Raw genomic sequence first — 26184 nt, forward strand, 5'->3', positions numbered from 1 at the left:
GGCCGGAATTAGAATATACCATATACCTCTCGAAAGATGCAACTGTTTTTTAAAAATATTCAAATCCATTTTCTGCTCATGCTTTCTAGCTATAAATGCAGGTGCAGATAAGCGAGCCCCTTCCCTACAAGTGGAATCTCTCACGTTATTGACTCTACGGAATAGCGGGGCTTCTCCTTCTCTTCTATAACAAGACTGATTGAGAGAAGCCCAATCAACGTACGCGAATAGCACAGCAACTTTTGGTCATACTTTCGATTGCGCAGCCCATGCTCCTCAGTCATATTAAGACTTGCCCAGAGCATCCTCTCCTAAGATGGGATGTCGAAGCGTTATACGTGTGCCCTGCCCCGGGGAGGTCTCGATGCTCAGCTTGCAGTTGTCGCCGAAGTAGAGCTTCAGACGATCATTGACATTGCGCAGACCAACGCCCTTGGCTCCTTCCGCTGATTTCCCGTGCGGGTTGGCTCCCTGTTCCAGTTTCTCAAGCACCTCCACAGGAATACCGCTGCCATTGTCAACGAGATCGACCACGAGTTCATTGCCTTCTTGGCGGGCGGACAGCAGGATTTTACCCTGCTCGAAGTTGTCCCGTATACTGTGCTGAATGGCATTCTCGACGAGCGGCTGCAGCAGCAGGCGAAGAAACGGTATGTCCTTTAGTTCATTGTCGACCGAATACAAGATGCGGATCGCCTGCCGCATGCGCGCCTGCTCGATTTGTACGTAGGCCTTTACCTGCTCGATTTCGCGCCCGAGTGTCGTAACCTCTTTACCTTGGTTCAAGCTAAGCCGAAGCAGATTGCCAAGTGCGGAAACCATTTCGCTAATCTCGCTGCGGCCATGATTCTCCGCCTTCCAACGAATGGACTCCAGTGTATTATATAGAAAATGAGGATTGATCTGATGACTCAACACCTGAAACTCCAGCTCTTTCTTCTGCCGCTCCGCCCGCGCGCCCTCCTCTATTAGCCCTTCGATCCGGCGGATCAGGCTGCCATAGCCGCGGTACAGCCAGCCAACCTCGTCCTGACGAGTTGAAGTCGGAATGAGCTGCTGCAAGTTGCCCGCCTCCAGCCTTCTCATATAACGGACAAGCCGGGCAATGGGCTGGGTAAAATACGCCGTAATATAGAGGACCACGCCAATACAGCAGATCAAATAAATGACTAGAAAAATAACAAGCAGCCGGTTAATCTCCGCAATGGCTCCCGTCAGTTCATTCAGCGGCGTCAGGCTTGCGATTGCCCATGGATAGCTATCCATGCGGACATACGTCGCTAGATACTTGCTGCCATTGATCGTAACGGTCTGCGAACCAGAACCCTGGGAGCCGTCCGAGACGTGACGAGTAAACGGCTCTGAAGGAAACGGACGGCCCGTCCACTCGTTCGTTTGTGAGTCGTAGACGACCGTCCCCTTCTCGTCCAGCAGCAGCACCTTCTGTTTACTCATTCCCCTACCGGAAGAAAAGAACCGTTTCAGCTGGTCCTCGGACAAGTCGGTGGCGATGATGCCTCTCGGAGCCTGATCATACAAACCAGAGAAACGCTTGATATAGGTAAGCAGCGGCCGTTGAAACTTGCCTTTCTCCGGCATCGATAACCGCCAGGTCGGACTGACAGTCCCGATTGATTTTTGAAACCACGGCTCGTCCTGCACGTGGTCCGGCTCGCCGATCGTGCTCATGTAATCCGTGTATTTGGACGGATCGATTGGATACACATGGATCCGAAAGGCATCGATTGTTGATGTCTTCTGGTAAATCAAGCTAACCATATTCAGCGTGAACGCATCCTCCGATGCGGCGTTAGCCGGCGGCGGCTCGCCAAGCAGGCGCTGAAGCTGCTTATTGCCGATCAAACCGTTGACCTGATCGTTCAATGCCTCCAAATAGCTCTCGAAGTTGCCCCGCGATTGGCGCAAGTAATTAATAGATGCCGTCATGTTCGCATTGGAGATCCCTTCGATGGCCTTAATATGCGCGTAATAAGCAAACAATAAAAAGGGGACGATAATGATCATGAAGAAGATCAGTATCATCCGGTTTCGAAACGACGACGCAAGGCGGAGCGAAACGGGGCTATTCATGGCCTGCAATCCCTTGCAGCCTGCGGTATTCTTTCGGCGTGTAGCCCGTCTGTTTCTTGAACAGCTTCGTAAAATGAACGGGATCCTTGTAGCCCACCTCCGAGGATACTTCGTAAATCTTGTACTGCACCTCTTCGAGCATCCCCTTCGCCCGCTCCATTCGAATGTCGGTTAAGTATTCAAGAAATGTTTTGCCCGTTTCTTTCTTGAACAGCTTGCTCAGCCAAACCGGCGTTACGTGAACCTCCTCGGCCACGCTCGGCAGCGTCAAGCTCTCGGCATAGTGCCTGTGAATGAACTTCTCTGCTTCTTGGATAATATGGCACGGGGACATGGTTTGCTTACGGAAGCCATCTGCAATAGCCAATAGAAATTGTTCCACTTGATCCTTCAGCGATTCCAACGTATCGAATTGCTCCAGATGCTCCCAGACGGCCATCGGATTTCGTTCCCAGCTCATGTCCGACCATCCGTGATGCCGCGCTTTCTTGAAGAGGTCGAGCAGCCATTCGAAGATGCGCTGCTGAATGTCCTTGATCTGCGTAAAGGACCAGCACTGGACCATCTCCACGAAAAGCTTCATCGCCGTCCGAATCTCGTCATCCGTTCCGTATCGGATCAGGTCCAGCACCTCCGCCGGCTGCCGAATAGAGAGCTTATCCTGCTCTTCCTCGCTCTCCCAGCCGAGTCCCGTCAACAGCCGGTTGCCGCCGTACACGGCTTTCTGCTCTAAAATTTCCTCCGTTTCCGTATAAAGCGCGTGCAGATCGCTCGCATGGCCGATGGAAGAACAGCGCGCTGCGCTCACATGAATCTTCACGAATTGGTGGATGCGGCGAATGCACAGCTGTCCAAGCTCCTTGTAAGACTCCAGCCTGGCAGCATCCGGGCATTCCAGCAGCAGCACCCAGCGGTTCTTGCCGTCGGCATAAAGCACGGAATGGTGCATGCAGTCTTCTTCCAGCGTCTGACGGACGACATTGCCAATACTGAACAAGATCAGATTCCGTTCGTTACGGCTCTCGACCGCCTTCAGATCATCAGCTTCAATAAGAAGCAGCGCCAATCGATCGCTCATGAGCCAATCCAATTCCAGCGTCCTGAGCCGATGCGCGATTCTTGTTTCCCGATAGGCGTTATATTTGAATTCAACCAGCTCGCGCAGTACTTCTTCGCGCATCTTCGGAAGCGCGTTCTGTACATGCGAGTGAAGTAGGATTTCGTTATCCCGGTCGCGCTTTTCTTTCTGAAGCTGGTCGATCATTCGTATTAAAATATCGCCAAGGTCCAACGTGTTGATCGGCTTCAGCAAATAATCCATTGCACCAAGCTTCATCGCGCTGCGCACCATTTCGAAGTCGTCATAGCCGCTAATCACGATGGACTTCCAGCCTTCGGCGCGCACCGCACCGCAGCGCTCGATTAGCTCTAGACCCGACATTCGCTTCATGCGGATATCCGTCAGGATTAGGTCCGGCTTCCGCTGCACAGCCAATTCCAGCGCGCTATCGCCGTCATCGGCTGTAATCGCTTCCAAGATTCCGTAATCCGTCCACGGAAAATTCCGGCGCAGCCCCTCGCGAATCTCCCACTCATCGTCGACGATCAGAACCAGCATAGCGCCCCCGCCTCTCTCCATCTTGTCACCAAAGCATATAACGAGATTCGAGCGGAAACAAGACGTTGATCTTATCTTTTCAAGGGGGATTTAATCTTCTTTCTTCTATAAAGAACGAACTAATTACCGGGATGCAAAGAGCTCCCCCCTAATGGAAGAAGCCCTATAATTCCTTCTAATTTCTTACTGATCCATCACGCCAAATTTCTGCGCTCCTACTCCTCCGTATCTTCAAGACTCAGTTTGTCCTCTTCGTTGTCCCGAATCGTCTTCTGCAGCACAAGACATGCGACGATTAGGAACGCACCGCCGATCGCGTAGTAGCCCTTAACATAAAGCGGCTCTTGCAGATTGTAGAGACCGATATATTGTGCCATTATCGCAAGCACGAAGCCGGCCCAAGACATGAACGAGAACGCGGTCGTATTTCTCCGGCGGTAGCTTGGATTGTGCTCCTTCAGGAAGTTATCCTCATCGTTGTCGCGCGCCACTTTCTGAAGCAGGAACGAGGTTATGATCAGCAGCACGCCCGTTACCGCGTAGTAGCCTTGAACGGACAAGGGCTCATCCAGATTGTAGATCCCTACGAATTCGAAGCCGCTTGCCAGCACGAAAGCCGCCCATGCCATAAAGGTATACGTCGGGGTGTTACGGCGACGATAGAAGCGCATTTTATTCCGTGCCGAAGTCATATTTTCCAAGTCCATTTCGTTGTTCCTCCCGATAACCGCCTGCGGTTATTTGTTATGGCTTCATTGTAATCCGGCTCGCGCATCTCCATAAGTACCAACTTCTTCTAGTACCGGTACCATCTCGCTTCAGGCTGCACAGGCATAGACAGCCAAAACAAACAGAGCAGCCGGCGGCTGCCCTGTTTGTTTACTTCCACCTGCTATGCGGAATCTATCTTACGTTCACGAGTACATCGATCGGATAACGTCCTGCATTGCGGCCGTACAGCGCCAAGCCGCCTTCGCCTGCTTCGAGCGCCAGCTTGAAGCTGCGGCTGCGGTCAAGCTTCGCCGTGATGGCAGCCGGCAGGGCTACCTTGCAGAGATAGCCGTAGGAGCCTGCTTCATCGAGCTGATCCTGCGTCTTCTGATAGTGGTACGAGAGTACGCCTTGGCTATCCGCTGGATTATCCGGCAGGTAGAACGATGCGACTTTCTCGCCGTCGACGAGAACGTGGACAATCGACTCATGACGTTCGCTGTCCGTCATATAGTACGTATTGGAGTTGTACTCCACGTTCGCCTCGGCGCCGTGCATGAACGAAATCGTATGCGCTTCTTCTTTCACGCCCTCAACGTTACGCGCAAGCAGACGCTTCGCGCTTGCTTCAAAAGCGATATCGACATACTGCACCAGCCCATGCTCGCTTGCATCAGGAAGCGTAACCTCGTAGACGAAACGACCTTCTTTGCCGCCGTTCGCCTTGCCTTCTTGAATGGCATTCCATTGGTAGGCGAAGGTTTGCTCTTCGAAGCCCGTAACGGGAACGGCAATGAAGAGGCCTTCTGCATCATAGACAGGCACTTCACTTCCGCCGCGAACGTCGAAGGTCGTGAAGTTCCGCGTCACGACCGTGCCTGCCACATCGCGCAGCGTCAGCGCAAGCACCGCCACCGCATCCTGCTTCGGCAGGTCGAATTCGAGCGGCGCGTCAATCGGAGCTACGCCGTAGCCGTTCCAGTCCAGCTTGACCGTTCCACGATCGCCGGTTACGCGCACCCCGAGGTTGTCGTGCCACAGCTCCCAATGCAGCTGCAGCTTCTGTCCGTGGTATCGGTCCGAATAGCTCGAACGGAGCAGAGGCACCGATACCCGCTCTCCCGCTTTCACGGTTTGGCAAGGCGGCGCGTCGATGACAATAAAATCCGGCGCATGCAGGTCTGCAAGCGACATGCCAGGCACGAAGCCCTCATAGCCGAAGAACTTCTCACGGCCGTCCAAGCGGTAATAGCCGTTGAACTCGTTCGTCACGTCGCGCAGCTCTGTAAAGACGAAGCCGCACATTTGGTCGTGACGGCGGAATTCATTCATCATGTAGCGGTAATGCCATGCGAGGTCGCTGTCCCCCGCGCCAACCTTAAAGCCCCAGACGTTACCGCATTCACTGTTCATCAGCGGTGCGTCGGACTGCACGTTGCCGCCGGTATAGTTGAAGGATGAGCCCGGATAAGTATTGTCCACCACCATCGAGACATGCTCGCGCAGATTCTCGTAGCCATTGATATAGAAATGCCAGGAGTTGATGTCCGATTCTACGTGGTCCCAGTTGCACGTCGAGTTATCCTCGATAATGCGCGTAGGATCATAGTTCTTCGCCCAGTGGTACATCGATCTGACCCATTCCTGGGTTTCCGGCAAATACGCCTGCTTCGAGTCAGCGCCTTGGCTCGTCAAGCTTATCGTCTCGGCATCCGTCCACAAGCCCCATGTTTCGTTGAACATGATCCAGTTGAATACCGACGGGTGATTGTAATCGCGGTCGATGATTTCTTTCGCTTCGCGTTCGTAGCCTGCACGGGCCGTCTCGTCCGGGTTGCCCCAGAAGCATGGCATATCCTCCATCACCAGCATGCCGAGCTTATCCGCCCAGTACAGCTTGCGCGGCTCCTCCGGTTTAATGTGAATGCGGACAAAGTTAAGACCAAGCCGTTTCAGCAAATAAATCTCGTTGCGCATTTCCTCATCCGTCGGATAAGTGAAGAAACCCTCCTCGTGAAAGGACTGATCCAGCGCACCGTTCAAATACACCGGCTTGCCGTTCAGCGTAATCCAGCGGTACTTGCGGTCGCCGAACAATGCCGTACCGACTTCGCGAATGCCGAAGTACGTTGCAATCGAATCTGTGCCGTCGCTACTTGCGAGCGTAATCTCCCCTTCGTACAAATGCGGCGATTCTGGGCTCCACAGCTGCGGATCCGCTACTTGGAAGGAAATGCTGATACTGTTCGTGCCCAGAGCGAGCGTCACGTTCTCGGCATGCTGCACGGCACCATCCGCAAAGCTGAATTGAAGGGCCGCTTCACCAGGCTGGCTCGAAACGACCGTCGCCTGAACATGGACGGTACCGTCCAGCTTCGTGCTGAACTTCGCCTGCTGAACATAGGATTGCGGACGCGACTCCAGCCACACCGGCTGCCAAATGCCGCGAATCTCGCCATAGCCCTGCTTACCGCGCGTTTGCGATTTCAAATCGAAATCCTCCGCACGCACAACGATCAGATTCGCCGTATCCGTCCGCCAAACGCCTGTCACGTCAAACTCGAATTCGCCGTAACCGCCCGAATGCGAGCCGACATGCGTACCGTTGATCCACACGTCGCAGCGGTAATCCACCGCGCCGAAATGCAGGAACAGCACGGAGCCGCTAACCGCCGGCGTCCAAGCCACTTCGCGCTTATACCAGCCGATGCCGCGCTCATTGCGTCCGATGCCGGACAGCGGGCTTGCCCAAGAGAACGGAACGGTAATCTCGCTGTCGAACTCGCCCAACGGCTGCGTAGAACCGCTTTCATTTTGTTCTTCCTGAAGCTGGAACGACCAGATTCCGTTTAAACTCACCCAGTCCCGGCGCTGCCAATCCGGGCGCGGATATTCGGGACGCGGTACTTCTACTGCCGCTGTTTGCAAAGCTGGAGCTGTCATCTAATGAGCACAACCTTTCAAATGGGTTAATGGAATGAAGGTATGGATTTTAACCTATTCTAGCATCGGTATATATAATTATCAATATGTATTATACTTTTACAATATACTATTTTTCTTGTACACTAGAAGCATATTAACCGACCAATGAAGGGCGGATTCAAACCCATGAGCGAATCTATACAAGATACGTTACGCTATCCCTCCGCACGCATTGTCGACGTTGCGAAAGCGTTGTCCGGTGACGTGCGCGTCCGCATACTGGAGGCGCTTGGCGAGAAGCCGATGAGCGTCAGTCAGCTGGCGGAAGCGATCGGGGTAGCGCAGCCGACGATTTCAATCAATGTGCAAATCTTAGAAGCGGTGGAGCTGGTCTCTTCGACGCTGGGCGCAAACCGCGAGAAAATCTGTTCCGTCACCTGCCGGTCCATCCATCTTGACCTGCCCGTGAAGCTCGGCGAAGGCCTGCACCGCACGGAAGAGCTGCATATGCCGATCGGGATGTTCGCGCACTGCTCGGTGCAGCCAACCTGCGGACTCGTCAACCGGGACTGCATCCACGTGGGATCGCTGGACGATCCGCGTTCCTTCTATATGCCGGAGCGTGCCGATGCATCGCTGCTGTGGTTCTCCGGAGCCGGCTACGTGGAATATTATTTTGCCAACCCCATGCCGCCGGGGGTTACGATCGACGAGCTCTGCTTCAGCGCGGAGCTGTGCGCCGAGGCACCTTCCTTTCAAATGGAATGGCCGTCCGATATTTCGCTCTTCATTAATGATGTGCCCGTCGGCACTTGGACAAGCCCAGGCGATCTTGGCGACCGCAAGGGCAAATTAACGCCCGACAAATGGCGCAGCGGTACGGAATACGGACAATTGACGCAGTGGCGCATCACGAAGGAAGGCAGTCTCGTGAATGGTGTTCCAAGCGCGGCGGCGGCGCTGGACGCGTTGAATTTGCAGTACAATAAGCCGATCCGTATTCGGCTCGAGGTAAGCGAGGATTCGGAGAATTGCCGCGGCCTTAATCTGTTCGGCGCGGATTTCGGCGACCATCGCCAGGACCTGATTCTTTCGTTTATCCGATATTCGGAATAGACGCTCGGAGTTAGATGTGAATATGAGAATAGCGTTCCGCTTCAAGCAGTTTGAAGCCGGGACGCTTTTTTGTCGTTTGCAGAGGCAGGGTAACAGGGAAGAAGCAATGGCAGGATACAAGCTCTCTCTAAAGGAGCGGCTCCTCCTCGGACGAAAGGACTACGACGCCTCCGCTATTCGGCCTGGATCGGTATCCCTATGTGGATAACTCGTCCTGTGGATATGTTTATTAGTTATTCATTTACAAATGATTCATGGTTTTGGTGCATGTGCATGACGGGGATAACTTTGTGCATAACTCATTGTTCCCCTTCGGCTGACTCCTTTATTTACAAAAAAATATTAAAGTTCCTGGAAGATGGTCCGATAATAGAACGGATATTGTTGGAATGAAATCCAGTTATATCCTAGAGAGAACAAGAGAACCGGGGAGGACATGAACAAATGAACGACAAACGCAATTGGCCGACTTGGCTGAAGGGTGCAGCCGGAACAGCCTTTATTCTGCCGCTGCTGCTGCTTCAGCTTGCACTGCCGGAATCCGCTTCCGCAGAAGAAGCAGCACCCGCTGCCAATGCTGCCAATGCTGCCAATGCAGCCAAACTAAATTGGGTCCAAGGCGCAGGACAGAAGCTTGAGCTGGGTGACGGTCTCGCGGAGCTGACGCTGCCGAAGGAGCTCGTCTTCTTGAACAAAGCGGACACCATGACCTACGAGACGATCATCGGCGGCAAGCCGAACGAGAACGAGATCGGCAGCGTCTTCCCTGTGGATGAAGCGCAGCAATGGGTTGTTTATATCGAATATGAGGAATCGGGCCACGTGGCAGACGACGAGAAAGATGCTATCGATGCGGATGCTCTCCTTGACAGCTACAAGATAGGAACGGAAGAAGCCAATAAAGATTTGGAGGACGCCAATAAGCTCTATGTGGACAGCTGGAGCGTGCCGCCCCATTATGACGAACAGCTTCACAGCCTGTCTTGGTCGCTTCTCGCGCATGATGCAGGAGGCAATAAGCTGATTAACCACAACGTCCGGATTCTAACGCGCGAAGGCGTCGTATCGGCCATTCTGGTATCGGACCCGGCGCATCTGGATGCCGACCGCGTGACGATGGAGAAGTCGGTCCTTCCTGCCTTCGCGCTGAAGAGCGGCAAACGATACGAGGACTATGACGCCTCGACAGACAAAACCTCCAAATACGGCCTGACCGCATTGATTCTCGGAGGCGGCGGCCTGCTCGTTGCCAAGAAGGTCGGCCTGCTCGCGGCCATTCTGCTCTTCGCCAAAAAATTCTGGATTATCGTGATTGCCGGAGGCGGCGCGCTGTGGAGGTTCTTACGCGGCAAAGCTGCCAAGAAGAAAGAAGCTGCAGCCCAAGCAGCTCAAGAGGAAACAACAACGGAGCATGTGAGTTAGTTCGTTTTCGTAAGCACGGACACGCCATAGTAATGCTGATTCTTTCGCTTAGCCCGTTCCCTGTAAGCACCTGGCGTCAGCCCATAGCGCTTGGCGAACTGGCGGCTAAGGTAAGCCGCATCGCCCAAACCGCATTGGGCCGCGATTTGCGATAGCGGCAGCTCCGTACCCTCCAGCAGGCGGCTTGCTCTTCGCAAACGCAGCTCCCGCAGCAGCTGCATCGGCGTCAGCCGGAACTTCTCGGCGAAGACGCGATCCAAGTAATTCGGATTCATATGCACGAGGCCGGCCAGCTGTTCGCGTGAGATTTTCTCATTCAGATTAGAGCTCATATAGGTGATGAGTAATTGGAAGCGATCGTCGTTCTTCTCGCTCGGTAGCTTCCTTGGCTCTCTGCCGCCGTTGTCCCAGCTCTGAAGCAGCTGGGCGAGCAGCAGCTGACATAGACTCGATATTTCCATTTCACGAAACGGTCCGTCTTGGCGTTCCCAAGCGGCCAGCATCTGATCGAACGTTTGCATATACCTGCCGGGGTCTGCAATCGTCGTCACTTCGCTAACGGGGTATTTGCGGAACAGATCCACCTCGTGCGCATGGACAGCCTCCACGGCGAACCAGCGATGATTGCCCCCACGGCTAGCATACTCCGAGAAAGGCAGATGAGGGGCATGCAGCATCACTTGTCCCGCATGTGCGGCACTAGCCACGCTGCCTACATGGGTCTCAACCTCTCCCTCGGTAATGTAACTCACCACCCAGTGCGGATAGACGATATCTTGGATATCCAAGGTATCGTAATACGCATGGCCCACCACCGACGGCCTTATCCGCCACCCGTCCTCAACTGCCAGTCCAATCATGTTGATACTCCTCTCGCTTTCAGCCCGCTGCGTCGTTTCTTTCCTGTCCCTCGCCGAGCAGAATTACCTTAAACGCCGCCAGATTATCCGAACCTTGCAGCCTCCCGTCGATCATCGCCTGCGGCTCTCGCCGGCAGCCAATGCAGAAGCTTACGCAGCGCTCCAGCTTCACGTCTTCGCCGCGGTCAGCCAGCGCCTGCAGCGTAACGCCGTATTGAAACTGCCGCACATTGTTCGCGCAGCAACGGACCACGCTAGGCATGGAAGTGCTCGCCCTGTTCGACTTGCGCTTGCGTTACGAAGCCGTTGTACGCGCTTTGGCCGTTCTTGGCAATCAACGGGCCGCTCAAAAATTCCTTGCCGGTATCCGGGTTGAAGGCGCCTGTTACGGAATATTGAATGACATAGCCCTTGCGTGTCGTCTGGCTCCGATTCGGCGTACTGCGGTGAAAGAGTAAGGAATGAAAGACCACCATGCTGCCTTTCTTCAACTCGACCGGGATGCCGGGGTCCTCGCCCTGATAGCACACATAACCGATTTCCGAATACACATGCTCGACGAATCCTTGCTTATGGCTCTCCGGCTGAACCCAAATGCATCCGTTCGCGATCGTGGCATCTTCCAGCGCCAGCCAGCAGGTTACGTAATGCACGGGCTCGGTCGGTACATAGCCGTTGTCTTGATGCCAAGGGAAATCTCGGCTAGCCTCAGGGCGTTTGTACACGGACTGATCCCAATAAAGCCGCGTATTCGGTCCCAGAATCGCCGTCGTAATCGCCACAAACCGATCGTCCGCGATAAAACGCTGCAGATCAGGATGCTGATAATTCAAATGGCTCGTAAAATTAATCTGGTTAGCCTGGCTGATGAAGTCCCGTCCTTGCTCCAAGCGGCGCGAAGACGCTTCGTCCAGCGCGTCGATATGACAGCGAATGCCATCCATCTCCGCCTCGGAAAATAGGTGCTCCATAATGATATACCCTTGCTCATCGTACTGCTTCAACTGCTCTTGCGTCAGCATGCCGATCTCCCCTTCGCGTACAGCAGCCCGCGGCGCTTCCGATTGCATGAACACGACTTCGGAAGCGGAATTGCGGGGCTTGCCGAATATGATGCATGCTTTTATTCTCCATGATAACAGCCGTTCGCTCAATGGCGCAGTTCCGTCGGTTCATTGTACGATTTCCACTTTATTCGGACGCAGCGCGCTCTCACTAGTTTACCACCCTTTTCCTATCGGTGTTAGCATGCCGCGGCATGCAAGGACGCAAAAAACGCCAGCTCACCCCTGAGGGATGAACACCGGCGTCTTGTCGTTAAACTATACCTAGGAGGAGGAAGGAACCTCCCTCCGCTTAGAAACGGCCAATTGCAATAAATACGCTGATCGCTAGCAGGACGATATTCATCACGACGGCGCCGTATTCTCCCTTTCTGCCGTGAACGCCGATCGCGAGCACCATAATGATAGCGATGCCTACGCCCGCGGCGCCAGTCAGCCATGGCAGCACGCCAAGTGCAGCCGGCAGAATGAATCCCACAGCAGCAAGCAGCTCGGCAATGCCGATGAAATGAACCAGCCCTTTGGAATATTCCTTCATCCATGGCATTTTAGCTTTCGACTTCTCATACTGAATCGTCTTCATAACCCCTGCATTCAAAAACATTAATGCCAACAATGCTTGACCGATCCACAACGCGATATTCATTTTGACCAGCTCCCTTGTGTATTGTATGTCTTTAGGCGTATAATACGCTCTAGAAGCCATCTTCGGAAGTAGGCACATTAATGTATCTTAGTATCATTTTAGATACCATAGAGGAGGACTGGATATGGTCGAATGTAAAGCAGAAGCGGCACTTGATATCCTTATCGGAAAATGGAAGCCTATCATTCTTTACCATCTAGGCACCGGAGGTACGCTTCGGTTCAGCGAGCTGCAGAAGGCCATCCCAGACATCACCAAGAAAATGCTCACCGCGCAGCTACGAGAGCTGGAATACCACGACATCGTCCATCGTGAAATCTATATGCAGATCCCGCCCAAGGTAGAATACTCCATTACCGAATACGGTCAGACCATCTTCCCCATTGTCGAAATGATGAACGATTGGGGCCATAAGCACATCCTACATTTAGAGGAAAAATATGGTGCAGGAGAAGCAGCGGCTAAATAAGCCGCTGCTCTTTGTTCGTTCTAGGAGAACATTCGACCTTTTACCTTCGCCTCCTTAGGCAATTGTTCATAATTATGGTAACGATATAGGTCCAAAGTTAGATGCTCATTTCTTCCTCCCCTTATATAATCATGAGCAGCAGGATACTGTCGAAACTTGTAAAACAAACGGTTTTATGATCTCCTCTTTCACTCAAACGCGATTAGTCGCAGGCATTTCTATCCTGCTCATCCTTCCTTACCTATACTTTTCCTCGGGGGCTCCAAGAATGAAATCATCTTTATTCAGAAAGATAACGATTGCAACAATTGCTTCACTCCTCTTTATCCCGATTTCGATGATCGGAGAAGCATTCGCTTATCCCCATCCGGGCGGTTTGTATTCACAAGCCTTAATCGATTCCATTAAATCAAATGTAAAAGCTAATTTATCCCCATGGAAACCTGCCTATGACAGTCTTGTAGCCAAAGCAAAATGGCTGCAGACTGAAGTTCCAAGCGCCGTACAAACCTTCTATGTTCCCGCCTACTACTCAGGTCCTGCCGCCCATATAGCTGCATCCGCCCTATTACAAGATGACGTGAAGGCCGCTTATGTCTCTGCTGCTGCCTATGCGCTTACCGGAACGAATTCTTTTGCCGACAAGGCGATTGAAATCATGAACAATTGGGCTCGAGTCAATACTGGCGTGGGCGGCGACGACAGCTCGCTTGTTATGTCTTATGCAGGAGTTGCGTTTATCCAATCGGCTGAACTCTTACAAAACTACTCCGGTTGGAATGCGTCAGACAAGGCTCAATTTAAAAGCTGGGTATCCGATGTGTTTCTGGACAAAGTGGCCAACGCGAATAAAATGCGTACAAACAATTGGGGTATGTGGGGCGTGCTGGGTTCGATTTCGGCTTATCACTACTTGGACGACCCTGCCCATGTTCGGAGCGAAATCGATCTCATCAAAGCGAAAATCGACGCTCAAATTGCATCGAATGGTGCGATTACCGAGGAAGTCAAACGCGGCGCCAGCGGATTGCAGTATACGTACTTCTATCTGGCTCCATTGACGGCAGCTGCCCAAGTTGCACTGGATTCGGAAGGCGTGGATCTCTTTAACTGGGTTTCTCCGCAAGGGAAGACAATTAAGAGTGCGCTGGATTACCTCCTTTACTACATGCAGCATCCATCTTCGTGGCCCTACGCTGCGAATCCAGAACTTCCATCGGCATCCGATCCTTGGCCGAGCAATTTATTCGAAGCGATGGCAAATTATTATCCTGATCCGGCCTATGAAGCCTTTGCTGCTTCCAAACGTCCACTAATGCAAACAGGTCATCACTACGCATGGACGTTTCCAACCGTAATGAAAAGCACACGTACGCTGGTTAGCGAAACCTTTGATAATATGCCGACGGGAACTCCGCCCGTAGGTTGGACCGTTACGAATTCGACCGATTCAAGTGCATCCATCGTTAATGTGTCCCAGGATAAGCTGCTAAGTTTGAAGATCACGGATACCAATGCAAATGGCGCCTCGCTGGTACAAAAAAACTTTACCGCTCAGTCGGGTACCGTTACCGCGCAATGGAGCGTAATGGAGCAGGCCCTGTTTCCTTACGCAAAATTCGGATTAAAGAGCGGCACGAACTTCGCTATTGAACTGTACACCGCCGGACCGAATCTAGCTTATCGCTTGAATAACGGCAACTATATCAATGTCCAGAGTTTCAAACCAAATACCTGGTATACGATCAAAGTCACAGCAAATATACTCACCAATTCCTATGACATCTACGTAGACGGCATACTGAAAGCAAGCAACGTCGTCTTTACGAATCCTGCTTCCACAATTAACGGCATTGCCTTCTACGGAGGCTGGGGGCCGACAGGAACCGTGTTCATCGATGATGTAGGTGTCATTAAATAATACCAGTAAGGTTCCCGGCAATCCTGCCGCAGAACTTTTTTTGTTCATGCAAAACAAACCCCGTATGCATGGTTCAGCCACAGCTAAACGATGCATACGGGGTTTGTTGCTTCACGCCTTCCTATACGGCAGGTGCTGCAGCCTATTCCTCGTCTTCCGCGTAATATGTACACCTGAATCGCTCCGTGCCGGGATACAGCTCACCGAGGCTCTCCACCGTGAAACGGCTGCTTCGATAGAAGTCGACGGCTTCCTCGTCCGTCTCCGCAATAAGTACATCCGGCTTCTCCAGCTCCAACAGCTCCAGAATCAAGCCTCTGCCGAAGCCCTTGTATCGTTCTGTCGGCGCCACTGCAATATGGTCGATCTCGATCGTGCCGCCGTCCACGGCGTGATAGCCGATCAAGCCGACTACTTCGCCCTCGGATTCATAGCCGAACAGCCTGTGGGTATCCTGTGCATATAACGTGATGGCCTGCTTCAGCCGCTCCGGATCTGGAAAGACCGACCATCCGAGCAGCTCCTGAATATCGGCTTCGTTCAGCCGGGACCGTATATCGATGAACATCGTTATGTACCGCCTTTGCTTGTTTTCGTTGCGATTTATTATACCACAAGCAGAAGCCTTCGGACTGCACGCAGCGATATCAAAACCCTCGGACCGTTGCATATGAGTTAGTGCTCCGCAACGACTTCGCGTATCCCCTGCTCCCACGTCATCGTATAGGTGAAATTGAGATCGTGACGTGCCGCAGCGTGGTCAATACGCAATTCCGACGCGCGCACGCACATACGTATCCTCATACAGCTGCATATAGGCGAATGCGGCCGTATCCGGCACCGATATTTGCCTCCCATCCATCGGGAGCATATTCCGCTCGACCCGGTATTGCCCCGTCTGCTCGCCATCCGGCAAATACGTGGGGCATACGATGGTCCAATCCAGATCGGACTGCAGCAGCTCCAAGTAAAACCGATGATGCTCCTGCGCCGCGCGCGTTAACGTCCGGCGGGATTCGTTTGATTGGTAGCGAAGAAGCCCCGGCTCCGTGCGGCTGTCCAGAATGCCGGCCGTCCCGATGGTTAGGATGCGCTTAATGCCGTTCAGCTGCATCGCTTGAACAAGAAGCGGCCCGCAGTCGGACAGCACTTGGCCGCCGTCCGTGCTTAGCGCGCTCAACACGGCGTCAGCGCCTTTAGAAGCTTGAATCAAGTCCTCCAGATTCGTTGCATCGCCTTGAACGACCTGAATATTCGCATGCGTCAGGGGCATGCGGCTTGGATCTCTGACGAGCGCCGTCACCTCATGCCCATCCATCGCCGCCAGACTAAGCCAATGCCTGCCAATGCGCCCCGTGGCGCCTAGAATCAATAATTTCATCGTAAGTCCTGCTTTCTCGTCGAGCCTATAGCTCGGTATATCTATTTATCTTACCACGCCAGCGGCTGACCCAAATAATCCATGTAGACCGGTTTATCCGTCCTCGGCGCCGCCGCGGCTTCTCCGATCCGCTCCATAATATGACCTGCGGACTCATCGGCCGTCAGATGCGCGGCCGTATTCAGCTCGCCGTGCATGTACGACTGGACCCAGCCCGGGTGAAGGAGCAGCACTTGGCCTCCGGCACCTTTCACGCCCTCGTGAATGAGCGCGCCCTGCATATTGAGCGCGGCCTTCGACATGCAGTACCCGAACCAGCTGCTTCGCGCGTTTGCCCCTATGCTCCCCGCTTCGGACGAAATATAGACGAACATTTTCTCATCGCTGCGGAGCACAAGCGGTGCCAGCGCGTTCGTCACGCGAAGCGGACCGAGCGTGTTGACGTTGAACACCTGCTGCATCTCGGCAAAAGGCAGCGGCTGCAGGATCGTCGATTCGCAATCGCCTAGAATGCCGGCATTGTTGATCAGCACGTCCACCGACTCCGTCATGGCCGCGATCCGCTCGGCTGCCAACGCCACGTTCCCGTCGCTGGAAACGTCCAGTTCGACGAGCATCAGCTGCTCCCCAAACGAGGCCGCCAGCTCATCAAGCTGCGACAGGCCCTCCATAAATTTACCCGCAATGACATGATACCCCCGCTGCAAAAGTCCTTTGACCAGCGACAGTCCCAATCCTCGGTCCGCGCCGGTTACAATCGCATATCGTTTCATGAAGCGTCCCATCTCCCTCCGCAATCTGATGCGTCACGGTTACATTGTAACGCTGGTCATGGAAGAACGACAGCGCCGCTCCCAAGTTATACGCCTTCCTTTCTGCCGCCACATCTCTCCTACATGGCGTAGAACGCTTAGAAACACCAAAGAAGAGGCAGCGATTTACGCTGCCTCCTCCATACGATATGATGCTCAATTAGTTATCCCTTCAATGACCCGGCCATCATCCCGGCAACAAAATACCGCTGCAGAAACAGAAACATCACCGTCATGGGAATGGCCGTCACAACAACGCCTGTTAGCAGCATGGGGTAATTCGTGACGAATTCTCCCCGAAACTGAAGCATGGCAAGCGGCAGCGTCAGCTTCGACTTTCCGTTCAGCATCAGCATCGGAATGAGCAAATCATTCCATACTAAGACGAACAAGAACGTTGCGGCTGCCGCAATCGACGGCGCTGACAGCGGCAGCGCGAAGCGTGCATAAAGCTGCCACTCCCCCGCTCCATCAATGCTCGCCGCCTCCATAATCTCATGGCTAAGCAGCTTCATAAAACCAGCGATCATAAATACGGACACCGGCATGAGCAGCGCAACAGATACGAGCATGAGGCCGTAATGGTGATCCGTCCAGCCGAGCTTATGGCTCAGCGAATAAATCGGCAGCATGTTAACCTGCGACGGGACGATCAGCCCAGCCGTAAACAACGCGAACACGATCGCGCTAATCTTGCCGCCGAAGCAATAGATTGCGAAGGCAATCAGCGTGCTGAGCAGCAGCTCCAAAAGGACGGTGCTGAAGGTCACTTCCACGCTGTTCAAAAAATATTGCAGCATCGGTTGCTCGCGAAACAGCGTAATCGGATTGTTCAGCGTGAAGGGCTTCGGCCAGCCGAGCGGGCTCGCGAAGAACGACTGCGACGACTTGAACATCGAGATAAATACGATATAGAGCGGAGCCGCGATCACACCTCCATAGAGGAGCAGCACCGTCCTTTTCATTATTTTCATACGCATAGACTGCATCCTTCATGTTAGGAATAGGCAATCCGGTTGCCGCGCAGCAATCTGAATTGCAGCGCTGTCAGCACGGAGAGCACGATCAGAAAAATCACGGAACCCGCTGACGCCGGCCCGAAAGCATAACTGGCAAACGCCGTATGGTAAATGTACGTTGTCAAAATCTCGGTAGCGTAGTTAGGCCCGCCGTCGGTCATCGTGAAGATAAGGTCGAATGCCTTGAACGATTGAATGGTCGTATAGGCGACCACGATCGTCGCGGATGGCGCGAGCAGCGGCCACGTTATCCTCCGGAAGATCTGCCATCTCCCTGCCCCGTCGATTCGCGCAGCTTCGTTCAGCTCCTCTGGAATCGTCTGGAGCCCGGCGATAAACACGATCATCATCTGCCCGGCATGCGCCCAAACCTGTACGAAAGCGATGGCATAGAGCGCGATATGCGTGCTTCCCGTCCAGTTCTGCATCCAGGCGTCAGCGCCAAGCCGATCTAAAGCGGCATTGATAAGGCCGAGGGAAGGATCGTACACGAACGACCAAATCAGACCGACCGAGACCGAGGACAGTACCGCCGGGAAGAAAAAAAGCGCCCGCAGCACCACGTGAATCCGGTGGTTCTTCACCAGCAGCAGCGCAAGGCCGAGAGAAACGGCTGTTTGGGCCAACACGACGGCAATCATGAATTTCACGTTATTGAATAAGGCTTTTCTAAACACGATGCTCGTCAATGTGTCCTTATAATTATCCAGTCCAACGAGATGATAGGACGGCGAAACGCCGTCCCAATTCGTGAAGGAATAGAATAATCCCGTGACTGTCGGATACATGAATATTGCGAGATAGAGCAGTAAGCCCGGCAGCAGGAACAACCATAACAGCTTTCGATTCCGCATGACGTGTTACTTCGTCAGATGCTGGTCGACGATCGCCTGAGCCTCTTTCGCGGCGTCTTCCGGCGACTTTCCGCTCAGCACGGCTTGGATGGAATTCGTGACTGCCTTCTGGTTATCCGCGTTGGTGATGGTGAAGCGCGGTTGGAAGAGCGTCTTCTTGCTCGCCCATGCCGTTGCGACCTGCAATTCAGGCGTGGTGTACTGCACGTCTTTCACAGTCACGTTCTGGCCCGTTGCATTCGCGTATTCGCCTGCGATGTCCTTACCACTCAGGAACGCGATGAACTTCTTCGCTTCTTTCGGATGCTTCGACTTGCTGTTCACGGCCAGCATGAACGTCGTCGTATGAATACCTTCATACTTCGCTTGATCCGCGGCTACCGTAATTGGAGCGAGAAGCTGCTGCTCCAAGTTCGGATTCTGCTTCTTGTTTTGCGCCAATTGGAACGACCCGCTCGCTAGAATGGCCGCTTTCTCCTGAATGAACAGCGCGCCTGCAGCGGCATCCTTCGTGCCCAAAGCGTCTTTTTGCAAATAACCCTTATCGTTCAATTCTTTGAATTGCGACAGTGTTTTGACCCAGAACGGATCGGTCAGCTTGGCTTCGCCCGCTTCCACCTTCGTAAAAATATCCGTGCTCGGCTCATTGTTCATCACCATGCTGTTCATCAGCTGACCGGGACCGATATCGGCACCTGCGAATGCGATCGGAATGATGCCCTCGGACTTCAGCTTCTCGCAGAGCGCCAGGAATCCATCCCAATCCTTCGGGGTCGTCAAGCCGTATTTCTCAAACAGCTTCACGTTATAGATGGGATCGTTATAAACAAGCTGATAAGGAACCGCCAGCTGCTTGCCGTCCTGCTTGCCTGCTTCGATCAGGGCAGGATTGTAGTTAGATAGGAACGATTCGCCGGATAGATCCGCGAAAACGCCGGCTTTGGCCAAGGCGCCAAACTGCGCGCCCGGGAATGACGTGAATACGTCGCCTACGGAGGCATCTGCCAGCTTCGCCTGCGCGGTGGATTGATATTGTTCGGACGGCATCGTCTGCATTTCGACGTTGATGCCGGGGTTGGCTGCTTCGAATTTCTGGATAATGCCGTTCAGCGCCTCCACGTCTTCGCCGCGCCAGTGGATGAAGCTGATGGTCACGGGATCGCCCGAAGGTTTATTGCCGGCATCGCTCCCAGCGGATGCCGTGTTGCTTTTATTCGCATTTGAGCTGCCGCAAGCAGACAGCACCGATACGATAAGCACGCTGAGAATGAGCAAAGCTGCTCTGAATTTGATCTGTTTCATCAATTTATAACCTCCGTTGAATTAAAAGTGTTATACGGGTGCCGAAGCCGCCTGACGCTGCTTCCATTTCTCCCGGAATACCGGCAATGCCTTGTTACCGAAGTTCTCGGCCTCTTCCAAGTGCGGATAACCGGATAGAATAAAGGTCGATATGCCTAGTTCCGCGTATTCAATCAGACGGTCTGCAACCTGCTCTGCCGTGCCGACGATCAGGATCGCCCCGCCCGAACGGACGAGGGACAGCCCTGTCCACAGGTTCGGACCGACGACGAAGTTCTGGCCCTTGGACTGCTCGCGAAGCTCGTTCTGGCGCTGCTGGTTCGTTGCATCCGTCTTGGCGAATGCCGCTTCAGCCTGCTTGATCGCTTCTGGCGATACTTTGCTGATAATCTCCCAAGCGGCTGCCCAAGCCTCCTCTTCCGTATCCCGGACGAGCACCTGCGCGCGGAGACCGTATTTCATAACCTTCTCAATGCCCTTCTCGGCTTCCACCTGCTTACGGATGCCTTCGATTTCCTCGATTTGCTGTTCGATCCATGCATGCGGCTCGCCCCACATCAGGTACGTATCCGCATATTCCACCGCGACGCGCTTGGCGATCGGCGAGCTGCCGCCGAGGAAAAACGGCGGATGCGGCTTCTGCACCGTCTGAGGCGTGCTTACCGCTCGGGTAAATTGATAATACTTCCCGTGGAAAGGCTGCTTCTCTTCCGAAACCGCGCGGGCGGAGGCATCCTTAACCTGAAATTCCGTCGCTGCGAGGCCTTCCGATTGCGTCCATGCCTGCTGCATCACTTCGAGATATTCCTGCGCTCTTATGTACCGCTCGTCGTGCGAATGCGCCAACGGGTCGCCGAGCTCTTCCAAGTCCTGCACCGAGCTGCCTGTCACGACATTAATCATCGCCCGGCCATTCGAGAGTACGTCGAGCGCGGCTCCCATACGTGCGGCAAGCACCGGCGCTACGAGACCCGGCCTTACGGCCACAAGCGGCCGCAGCGTCTTGGTGTGGCTCATGACGGCCGAACCGACGACCCATGCATCCAAGCAAGCGCCTCCCGTCGGTATAAGGACGTACTCCAGGCCGGAGCGTTCCGCCGCCCGCGCCACTTCGATGAGATAGGAGAGCGAAGGTTCACGCTCCGGTGCTACCCCCACGTATTTGCCGTCGCCAGCTGTAGGTAAAAACCATCCAAAGCTGATTTCCTCTCGTATCGCTGTCATTTCGGAAAGCCCCTCTCCGTTGTATGCATCAATGGTTTCAATATCCCCCTCCCACCGGCTATGTCTCTAGCTGAGGCATCTCCAGCGGTCCGGTAGATATCCGATAAATACACTAGGTTTAATTTGTATTTGAATCATAGCAAGCCTGCGCATGACCCGTCAATGTCAATTCGTGTCTAAGTATTTTTGTCATTTTGCGTGGTATAAGTTATCGCGATCGATTGATTGCCTTACTATTCTTTTGTAAACTCATATTGACAGTAACAGATTCCAACTACTAACTTGGAAAAATGAGGTGAAGAACGTGGTCGGCCATTTACGCGAGGATCATCATGAATTCTTGGAGATTCATTACTTCACGCCGTCTTCCTTCGAGAAAGCCGGCGCCGCTTGGCCAATCCGGCTCGGCCGCAACATCGCCAAGCCGAACTACCATATCGGCCCTCGAACGTCGCCGTATTATTACCTCATCTTCGTGCAGGATGGCCACGGCACTTTTATCCAGAATGGACGGACTTACCCGCTTCGGCCAAACGATATGTTCTGCCTCTTCCCGCAGGTGACACATGAATATTTCACGGATGCGGAGAAGCCGCTCCGTAAAATTTTCTTTGCCTTCGACGGGAAGCTCGCGCTGCAGCTGCTGGAAAGGATCGGCCTGCGGCCGCAGAACCCTCATGCCCCCAGCTCGCTCACGCCTGAGATTTTGGCGCTTATGGAGCAGTTCATAGAAGTGCTGCATCACGGCGAGCCGTCCGAACGCGAATCTTCCGATCTGACTCGGCTGGCATACATCCTGCGCGTATTCGATGCCTTGTCCGCCTGCCGCGCAGCAGAGATGCTTGAAACAGCCCCTCCGTCAAGCTGGCTTCAGAAGGGGACCGAGTACATGGAAATCCACTACGCGGACGGAATTTCGATCGGACAAGTGGCAGAATACGCCGGCGTGGATCGGACGCATTTCACCAAGCAATTCCGCAAAGCTTACGGCGTCACGCCGATCCAGTTCCTGCAGCAGCTTCGCATGAACGAAGCTCGTCTGCTGCTTGCCCAAACAAGCTACAAAATAGCCGAAATCGCGCAATCCGTCGGTTACCCCGATTTGTTTACGTTCTCCAAAGCATTCAAGAAGCTTGTCGGCCTGTCACCGAATGCGTACCGCGGGCAGCCGGGTGAGGAATAAGGTCTGATTCAGCAGCCTTGATGCACGTGATAAACAAAAAAAGCCCAAGCTGCAGTTCCTGCGCTGACTGCGCGCGGAGCTGCAGCTCGGGCGCTGACTGCGCGAGAGCTTCTAGTGATAATCCCTGTATTCCTGCGGCGTACAGCCGACCAGCTTCTTGAACAAATACGTGAAATACGCCGAGGTCTGAATTCCGACCCGGTCCGCTACTTCATAGACTTTAATATTCGGATTCTTAAGCAGCTCCCGCGCCCGCTGGATGCGCGTCTCCTGGACGAACTCGGAGATGGTCTTCCCGAGCTCCCGCTTGAACAGGACGCTCAGATAGCTGGCATTCAAGCTGAATTCCTCCGCCAGTTGCTTCACCGTCCAATTCTCCTGCAGCCGCTCTTCGATGAAGAGCGCAACCCGCTTGATCAAGTTATGCTGCTGATGGATTCGCGCTTTCTTCTCAATCGTCATGTACCGTTCCACATAATCGACCAATAGAAGTATGATTTCCCCCGTGCTCCGGCAATCCAGCATCCGCCGCCACATGAGAATGTTCAAATTGCCCTCTGGTTCGTCCTTCCACTTCAAATTCCGGATCAACTCGCTCAGGAAGCTCATACCGAACGCCTGCACGTAGGAGAATGAAGCCGGCTCTTGCGCCAGCAGCAGATCCAAGATCTGATTCATATACGCTCTGACCTGCGCTGCATCGCCCGTTTCCATAAGCTTCACGATATTCGGCATCAGCTCTTCCCGCAGCCGAAAATCCTGGAATTCGTTAACGTCCATGTCGTTATGCCGAACGATCTGACCATCGGAGATCAGCCGCGCCTTGGCCATCATGAACTTGGTTTCCTTGTACAAGAGCGGTACTTCCGCCCAGCGGTTTCCCTCCCGTCCGCAGCCGACCGTCACGGTGGGGCCGTACTGCTCGCGCATCATGCCTTGGATAAAAGATACACGCTTCTCGATTCTTGCCCGCTCTTGCGGCGATTGACCGAATAGCAATACGACGATTTCATCCGGCGCAATCTGCGCCAAGTACATCGGCTCCGCGTCGGATAAACCGACATCCACCGTTTGCTTGAATCCGCTGCCCAGCAAAATTCTGTCCTTCGCCTCCTTGCCTGCCGACAAGAAATGGTCCAGCCCGAAGACGAGCAGCTGAAACCCTCCCACAGCGTCCGGCAGCGCGATGAGGCTGTTCCAGGAGGCGAGCATGTCGTTCGTCTGCGGAATTTCCGCAAGTAGATCATTCACGAACCGTTCCTTCACGAGCTTCAGACTCTCCGACACCCGCTTCTCCAGCTCGCTCGTCTGTTCGACGATACTCCGCATTTTCTGAAGCGTCTCTCTGAACCCCGCGAGCCGACCCGACACTTCCTCCATCTTGAGCGGCTTGAGCACGTACGCCTGCGCCCCGACATGGATTGCGTCCTGCACGAACTCGAATTCGTTATAGCCGCTGATCATGAGCACTTGCAGGTGCGGGTGCAGCTTCTTGGCCTCCGCCACCAGCTCGATGCCGTTCATGCCGGGCATCGACACATCGGAGATGAGTACATCGAACGCAGCATCGCGCAGCGCCCCCAGCGCCTCCTCTCCCGATTCCATCGCGGCCGGCTTGTCGTACCCGAGCCCGAGCCAATCGATATAACGCACAAGGCCTTGAATATTGGAAGGCTCGTCGTCCACGATAAGCACCTTAAGCATTTAGGATTCCCTCCTGATCGCCGGCTCCGCGCTGCAAGCCGGGAACGTGATCGATACCCGCGTCCATGCGCCGGGCTCGCTCTCAATCGCAAGTGCCGCGTCGCTGCCGAAATACAGCGCGAGCCGTTCTTTAATGTTCGGCGTTCCGAATCCGCTTCCCTTGCCGACATGCGTGCCCCTCTCGACGTCCCGAAGCACATCTGCCGGAATGCCCTGTCCGTTATCGTAGACGGACATGCGGATCGTATCCGCTTGCCGGGTTACGGCAATGCGAATCAGCGCGCCGGGCCTGCGTGTAATAGCCCCGTGCAGGTAGCAGTTCTCCACGATCGGCTGCAGCACGGTTTTGATCGTGTAACTCTCGATCGCACCTTCGTCAATGTCCCACTCCACCCGCACGCGCCCCGGATACCGGAATTGGCAAATCTCAAGGTAAGCCTTGACGTGCTCGAGTTCATCCCAGATGCGGATGACGCTGATCTGATTGTTCAGCGTAATCCGGTAAAAAGTCGTCAGTGCATCGATGATCTGAATTTGCTCCCGATCGTCCGCGTCCATCGCCCGCCAGCGCAGAAGACCGAGCGAGTTGTAAATGAAGTGCGGATTGATCTGCGCCTGCAGCGCCTTGAACGCCTGCTCTTTCTCCGCCAGGCCTGCTTTCGTGATGTCCTCGACCAGCTTGCCGAGCCGCTCCGACATGGAATTGAACCGGTTTTCCAGCTCGCCCAGCTCGTCGTTCTCGCTGTATCGGACGACCGCTTCGAATTCCCCGCGCGACAGGTCGCCCATGCGCGTGCCGAGCTTACGGATCCGCCGGACGATATTGCGGACGATCGTTGTCATCAACGACAGCGAAAGCAGGAGGAAGAACGTAACGATCCCCACGATCACAATGAGGATCGTCCGGTTCTGATTGTCCAGATGCTTCGTGCGCATGAGCGCCACAAGCGTCCAATGGGAGGATAAAGGCTGCGTCATCAGCATTTCCTTCGTCCCGGTCAAATCCAGCACGTCACTGCTCTTGTCCGGAGCGGCTGTCTGCTTCGTGCTCACGTTATCGTCCGGCCACACCTTCAACTGCAAGCGCTTTCCGATTTCCGCGCGGTTCGTTGCGGCCAGGACGCGGCGGGAATCGTCGACGATGTACAGGCTGCCGTCGTTGAACGGATGGTCCAGCAGCTCGCCGAACACCGTATCGTAGTTTAATAGGATATAAACCCTGCCGAGCAGTTCCCCGGTATTGTCGATGATTTTACGCGTCAGGATGCTCTGGTTCGGATTGCCAGGCACGCTGCTCCAGAATAACGGGTTCGGCGACCTCTTCGACTGCTCGTACCAAGCGCTCTCGTCCATGCCGGAGAGCATCCGCGCCTCTGGACGCCACAGCAGCTGGCCGTCCTGCACCAGCGTCCCGTTCGTATGGTAGATGCGGAAATCCGTGATGCCCGGCAAATATTTGCTCGTGATTTGAAACGTCCTGTCCACGTAATTAACCGTGTCCACGATCTCGGTCATGTCCGCGTACTCACGTCCGAGCCGGGCGATCAGCTCGCCGTCGGTCGCCGTGCGAACGGCTAATAGATCATAGCTCTTCTTGCTGAAATCAACGATCTGCGCTGTCTGCCGTACAGCTTCCTCCGCCGTGTTCATGTAGCTGTGGTGAAAGCTGCGGATGACCAGATAGACGGCACCGCTGCTGAACACGAGCGTCGGCAGCAGCAGAATCAGCACGTAGAGCACGACAATTTTGCCGCGGAGGCTGAGTCTGCGGGTGAAGCCCAGAATCCATTTGTCGAGTCGTAGCCGCAAGGCTCCCTCCCCTTTCTAAACGCAGTATATCATACGCCCGGGCCGGCCGGTTA

General features: G+C 54.1%; 22 protein-coding genes and 1 pseudogene. 5 read left to right on the forward strand and 18 right to left on the reverse strand.

Translation table 11 applies throughout. From position 1 onward, the window contains the following. Positions 1-285 precede the first annotated feature (285 nt). From KXU80_RS14895 to KXU80_RS14910, 5 genes and pseudogenes are all read right to left on the reverse strand, one after another. Complete coding sequence (locus tag KXU80_RS14895) at positions 286-2091, reverse strand: cache domain-containing sensor histidine kinase (protein ID WP_219834055.1); 1806 nt, start codon at positions 2089-2091, stop codon at positions 286-288. Continuing rightward, entirely contained in the window at positions 2084-3709 is a 1626-nt protein-coding gene (locus KXU80_RS14900; protein ID WP_219834056.1) for a response regulator, read from the reverse strand. The genes KXU80_RS14895 and KXU80_RS14900 overlap by 8 nt, the downstream gene beginning before the upstream one ends. 215 nt (positions 3710-3924) lie before the next feature. Next, positions 3925-4116, reverse strand: a complete 192-nt coding sequence (locus KXU80_RS28080) for a YiaA/YiaB family inner membrane protein (protein WP_258171462.1) — start codon at positions 4114-4116, stop codon at positions 3925-3927. 132 nt (positions 4117-4248) lie between these two features. Then, positions 4249-4416: pseudogene (locus KXU80_RS28470) on the reverse strand (YiaA/YiaB family inner membrane protein); the annotation flags it as partial. Positions 4417-4612: 196 nt separating this feature from the next. After that, positions 4613-7363 (reverse strand): glycoside hydrolase family 2 protein, encoded by a 2751-nt coding sequence (locus KXU80_RS14910; RefSeq protein ID WP_219834057.1) that lies wholly within the window; start codon positions 7361-7363, stop codon positions 4613-4615. A 168-nt stretch (positions 7364-7531) separates the two neighbouring features. Here KXU80_RS14910 and KXU80_RS14915 point away from each other — a divergent pair, with 168 nt between their 5' ends. Continuing rightward, on the forward strand, positions 7532-8461 hold the full coding sequence (locus KXU80_RS14915; protein WP_219834058.1) for an ArsR/SmtB family transcription factor: 930 nt from the start codon (positions 7532-7534) through the stop codon (positions 8459-8461). A gap of 444 nt (positions 8462-8905) precedes the next feature. Then, positions 8906-9883 carry a DUF2167 domain-containing protein gene (locus KXU80_RS14920; RefSeq protein ID WP_219834059.1) on the forward strand — a complete coding sequence of 326 codons (978 nt, stop codon included), beginning with the start codon at positions 8906-8908 and terminating at the stop codon, positions 9881-9883. Here the strand turns inward: KXU80_RS14920 and KXU80_RS14925 are convergent. From KXU80_RS14925 to KXU80_RS14940, 4 genes are all read right to left on the reverse strand, one after another. After that, the gene (locus KXU80_RS14925; protein WP_219834060.1) at positions 9880-10743 is read right to left on the reverse strand and encodes a helix-turn-helix domain-containing protein; all 864 of its coding nucleotides are present in this window, start codon (positions 10741-10743) and stop codon (positions 9880-9882) included. The genes KXU80_RS14920 and KXU80_RS14925 overlap by 4 nt on opposite strands. A 19-nt stretch (positions 10744-10762) precedes the next feature. Next, positions 10763-11005: a hypothetical protein gene (locus KXU80_RS14930; protein ID WP_219834061.1), complete on the reverse strand. Its 243-nt coding sequence runs from the start codon at positions 11003-11005 to the stop codon at positions 10763-10765. Then, positions 10998-11897, reverse strand: a complete 900-nt coding sequence (locus KXU80_RS14935; protein WP_219834062.1) for a phytanoyl-CoA dioxygenase family protein — start codon at positions 11895-11897, stop codon at positions 10998-11000. The genes KXU80_RS14930 and KXU80_RS14935 overlap by 8 nt, the downstream gene beginning before the upstream one ends. A gap of 202 nt (positions 11898-12099) precedes the next feature. Beyond that, positions 12100-12453: a DoxX family protein gene (locus tag KXU80_RS14940; RefSeq protein ID WP_219834063.1), complete on the reverse strand. Its 354-nt coding sequence runs from the start codon at positions 12451-12453 to the stop codon at positions 12100-12102. A 124-nt stretch (positions 12454-12577) separates the two neighbouring features. Between KXU80_RS14940 and KXU80_RS14945 the strand changes: the two genes are divergently transcribed. Then, on the forward strand, positions 12578-12922 hold the full coding sequence (locus KXU80_RS14945) for a winged helix-turn-helix transcriptional regulator (RefSeq protein ID WP_219834064.1): 345 nt from the start codon (positions 12578-12580) through the stop codon (positions 12920-12922). Positions 12923-13097: 175 nt separating this feature from the next. Next, positions 13098-14843 carry an alginate lyase family protein gene (locus tag KXU80_RS14950; protein ID WP_219834065.1) on the forward strand — a complete coding sequence of 582 codons (1746 nt, stop codon included), beginning with the start codon at positions 13098-13100 and terminating at the stop codon, positions 14841-14843. A 142-nt stretch (positions 14844-14985) separates the two neighbouring features. Here KXU80_RS14950 and KXU80_RS14955 read toward each other — a convergent pair whose 3' ends face one another. From KXU80_RS14955 to KXU80_RS14985, 7 genes are all read right to left on the reverse strand, one after another. Further along, entirely contained in the window at positions 14986-15411 is a 426-nt protein-coding gene (locus KXU80_RS14955; RefSeq protein ID WP_219834066.1) for a GNAT family N-acetyltransferase, read from the reverse strand. A gap of 192 nt (positions 15412-15603) precedes the next feature. Then, the gene (locus KXU80_RS14960; protein WP_219834067.1) at positions 15604-16224 is read right to left on the reverse strand and encodes an NAD(P)-dependent oxidoreductase; all 621 of its coding nucleotides are present in this window, start codon (positions 16222-16224) and stop codon (positions 15604-15606) included. Between the two features lie 50 nt (positions 16225-16274). Next, positions 16275-16997 (reverse strand): SDR family oxidoreductase, encoded by a 723-nt coding sequence (locus KXU80_RS14965; RefSeq protein WP_219834068.1) that lies wholly within the window; start codon positions 16995-16997, stop codon positions 16275-16277. A 203-nt stretch (positions 16998-17200) separates the two neighbouring features. Further along, positions 17201-18010 carry a carbohydrate ABC transporter permease gene (locus KXU80_RS14970; RefSeq protein WP_308858092.1) on the reverse strand — a complete coding sequence of 270 codons (810 nt, stop codon included), beginning with the start codon at positions 18008-18010 and terminating at the stop codon, positions 17201-17203. A gap of 23 nt (positions 18011-18033) precedes the next feature. After that, positions 18034-18909 carry a carbohydrate ABC transporter permease gene (locus KXU80_RS14975; protein ID WP_219834070.1) on the reverse strand — a complete coding sequence of 292 codons (876 nt, stop codon included), beginning with the start codon at positions 18907-18909 and terminating at the stop codon, positions 18034-18036. Positions 18910-18915: 6 nt separating this feature from the next. Further along, positions 18916-20211, reverse strand: coding sequence for an ABC transporter substrate-binding protein (locus KXU80_RS14980; protein WP_219834071.1), 1296 nt, complete (start codon positions 20209-20211; stop codon positions 18916-18918). 30 nt (positions 20212-20241) lie between these two features. Beyond that, complete coding sequence (locus KXU80_RS14985; RefSeq protein ID WP_219834072.1) at positions 20242-21435, reverse strand: LLM class flavin-dependent oxidoreductase; 1194 nt, start codon at positions 21433-21435, stop codon at positions 20242-20244. A gap of 304 nt (positions 21436-21739) precedes the next feature. Here KXU80_RS14985 and KXU80_RS14990 point away from each other — a divergent pair, with 304 nt between their 5' ends. Then, positions 21740-22618, forward strand: coding sequence for a helix-turn-helix transcriptional regulator (locus KXU80_RS14990; protein WP_219834073.1), 879 nt, complete (start codon positions 21740-21742; stop codon positions 22616-22618). Positions 22619-22729: 111 nt separating this feature from the next. Here the strand turns inward: KXU80_RS14990 and KXU80_RS14995 are convergent, their stop codons facing one another. Beyond that, positions 22730-24322: a response regulator gene (locus KXU80_RS14995; RefSeq protein ID WP_219834074.1), complete on the reverse strand. Its 1593-nt coding sequence runs from the start codon at positions 24320-24322 to the stop codon at positions 22730-22732. Beyond that, a complete protein-coding gene (locus tag KXU80_RS15000) occupies positions 24323-26131 on the reverse strand; it encodes a sensor histidine kinase (protein ID WP_219834075.1) in 1809 nt (602 codons plus the stop codon). Positions 26132-26184 lie beyond the last annotated feature (53 nt).

The organism is Paenibacillus sp. R14(2021), assembly GCF_019431355.1.
Lineage (GTDB): Bacteria > Bacillota > Bacilli > Paenibacillales > Paenibacillaceae > Paenibacillus_Z.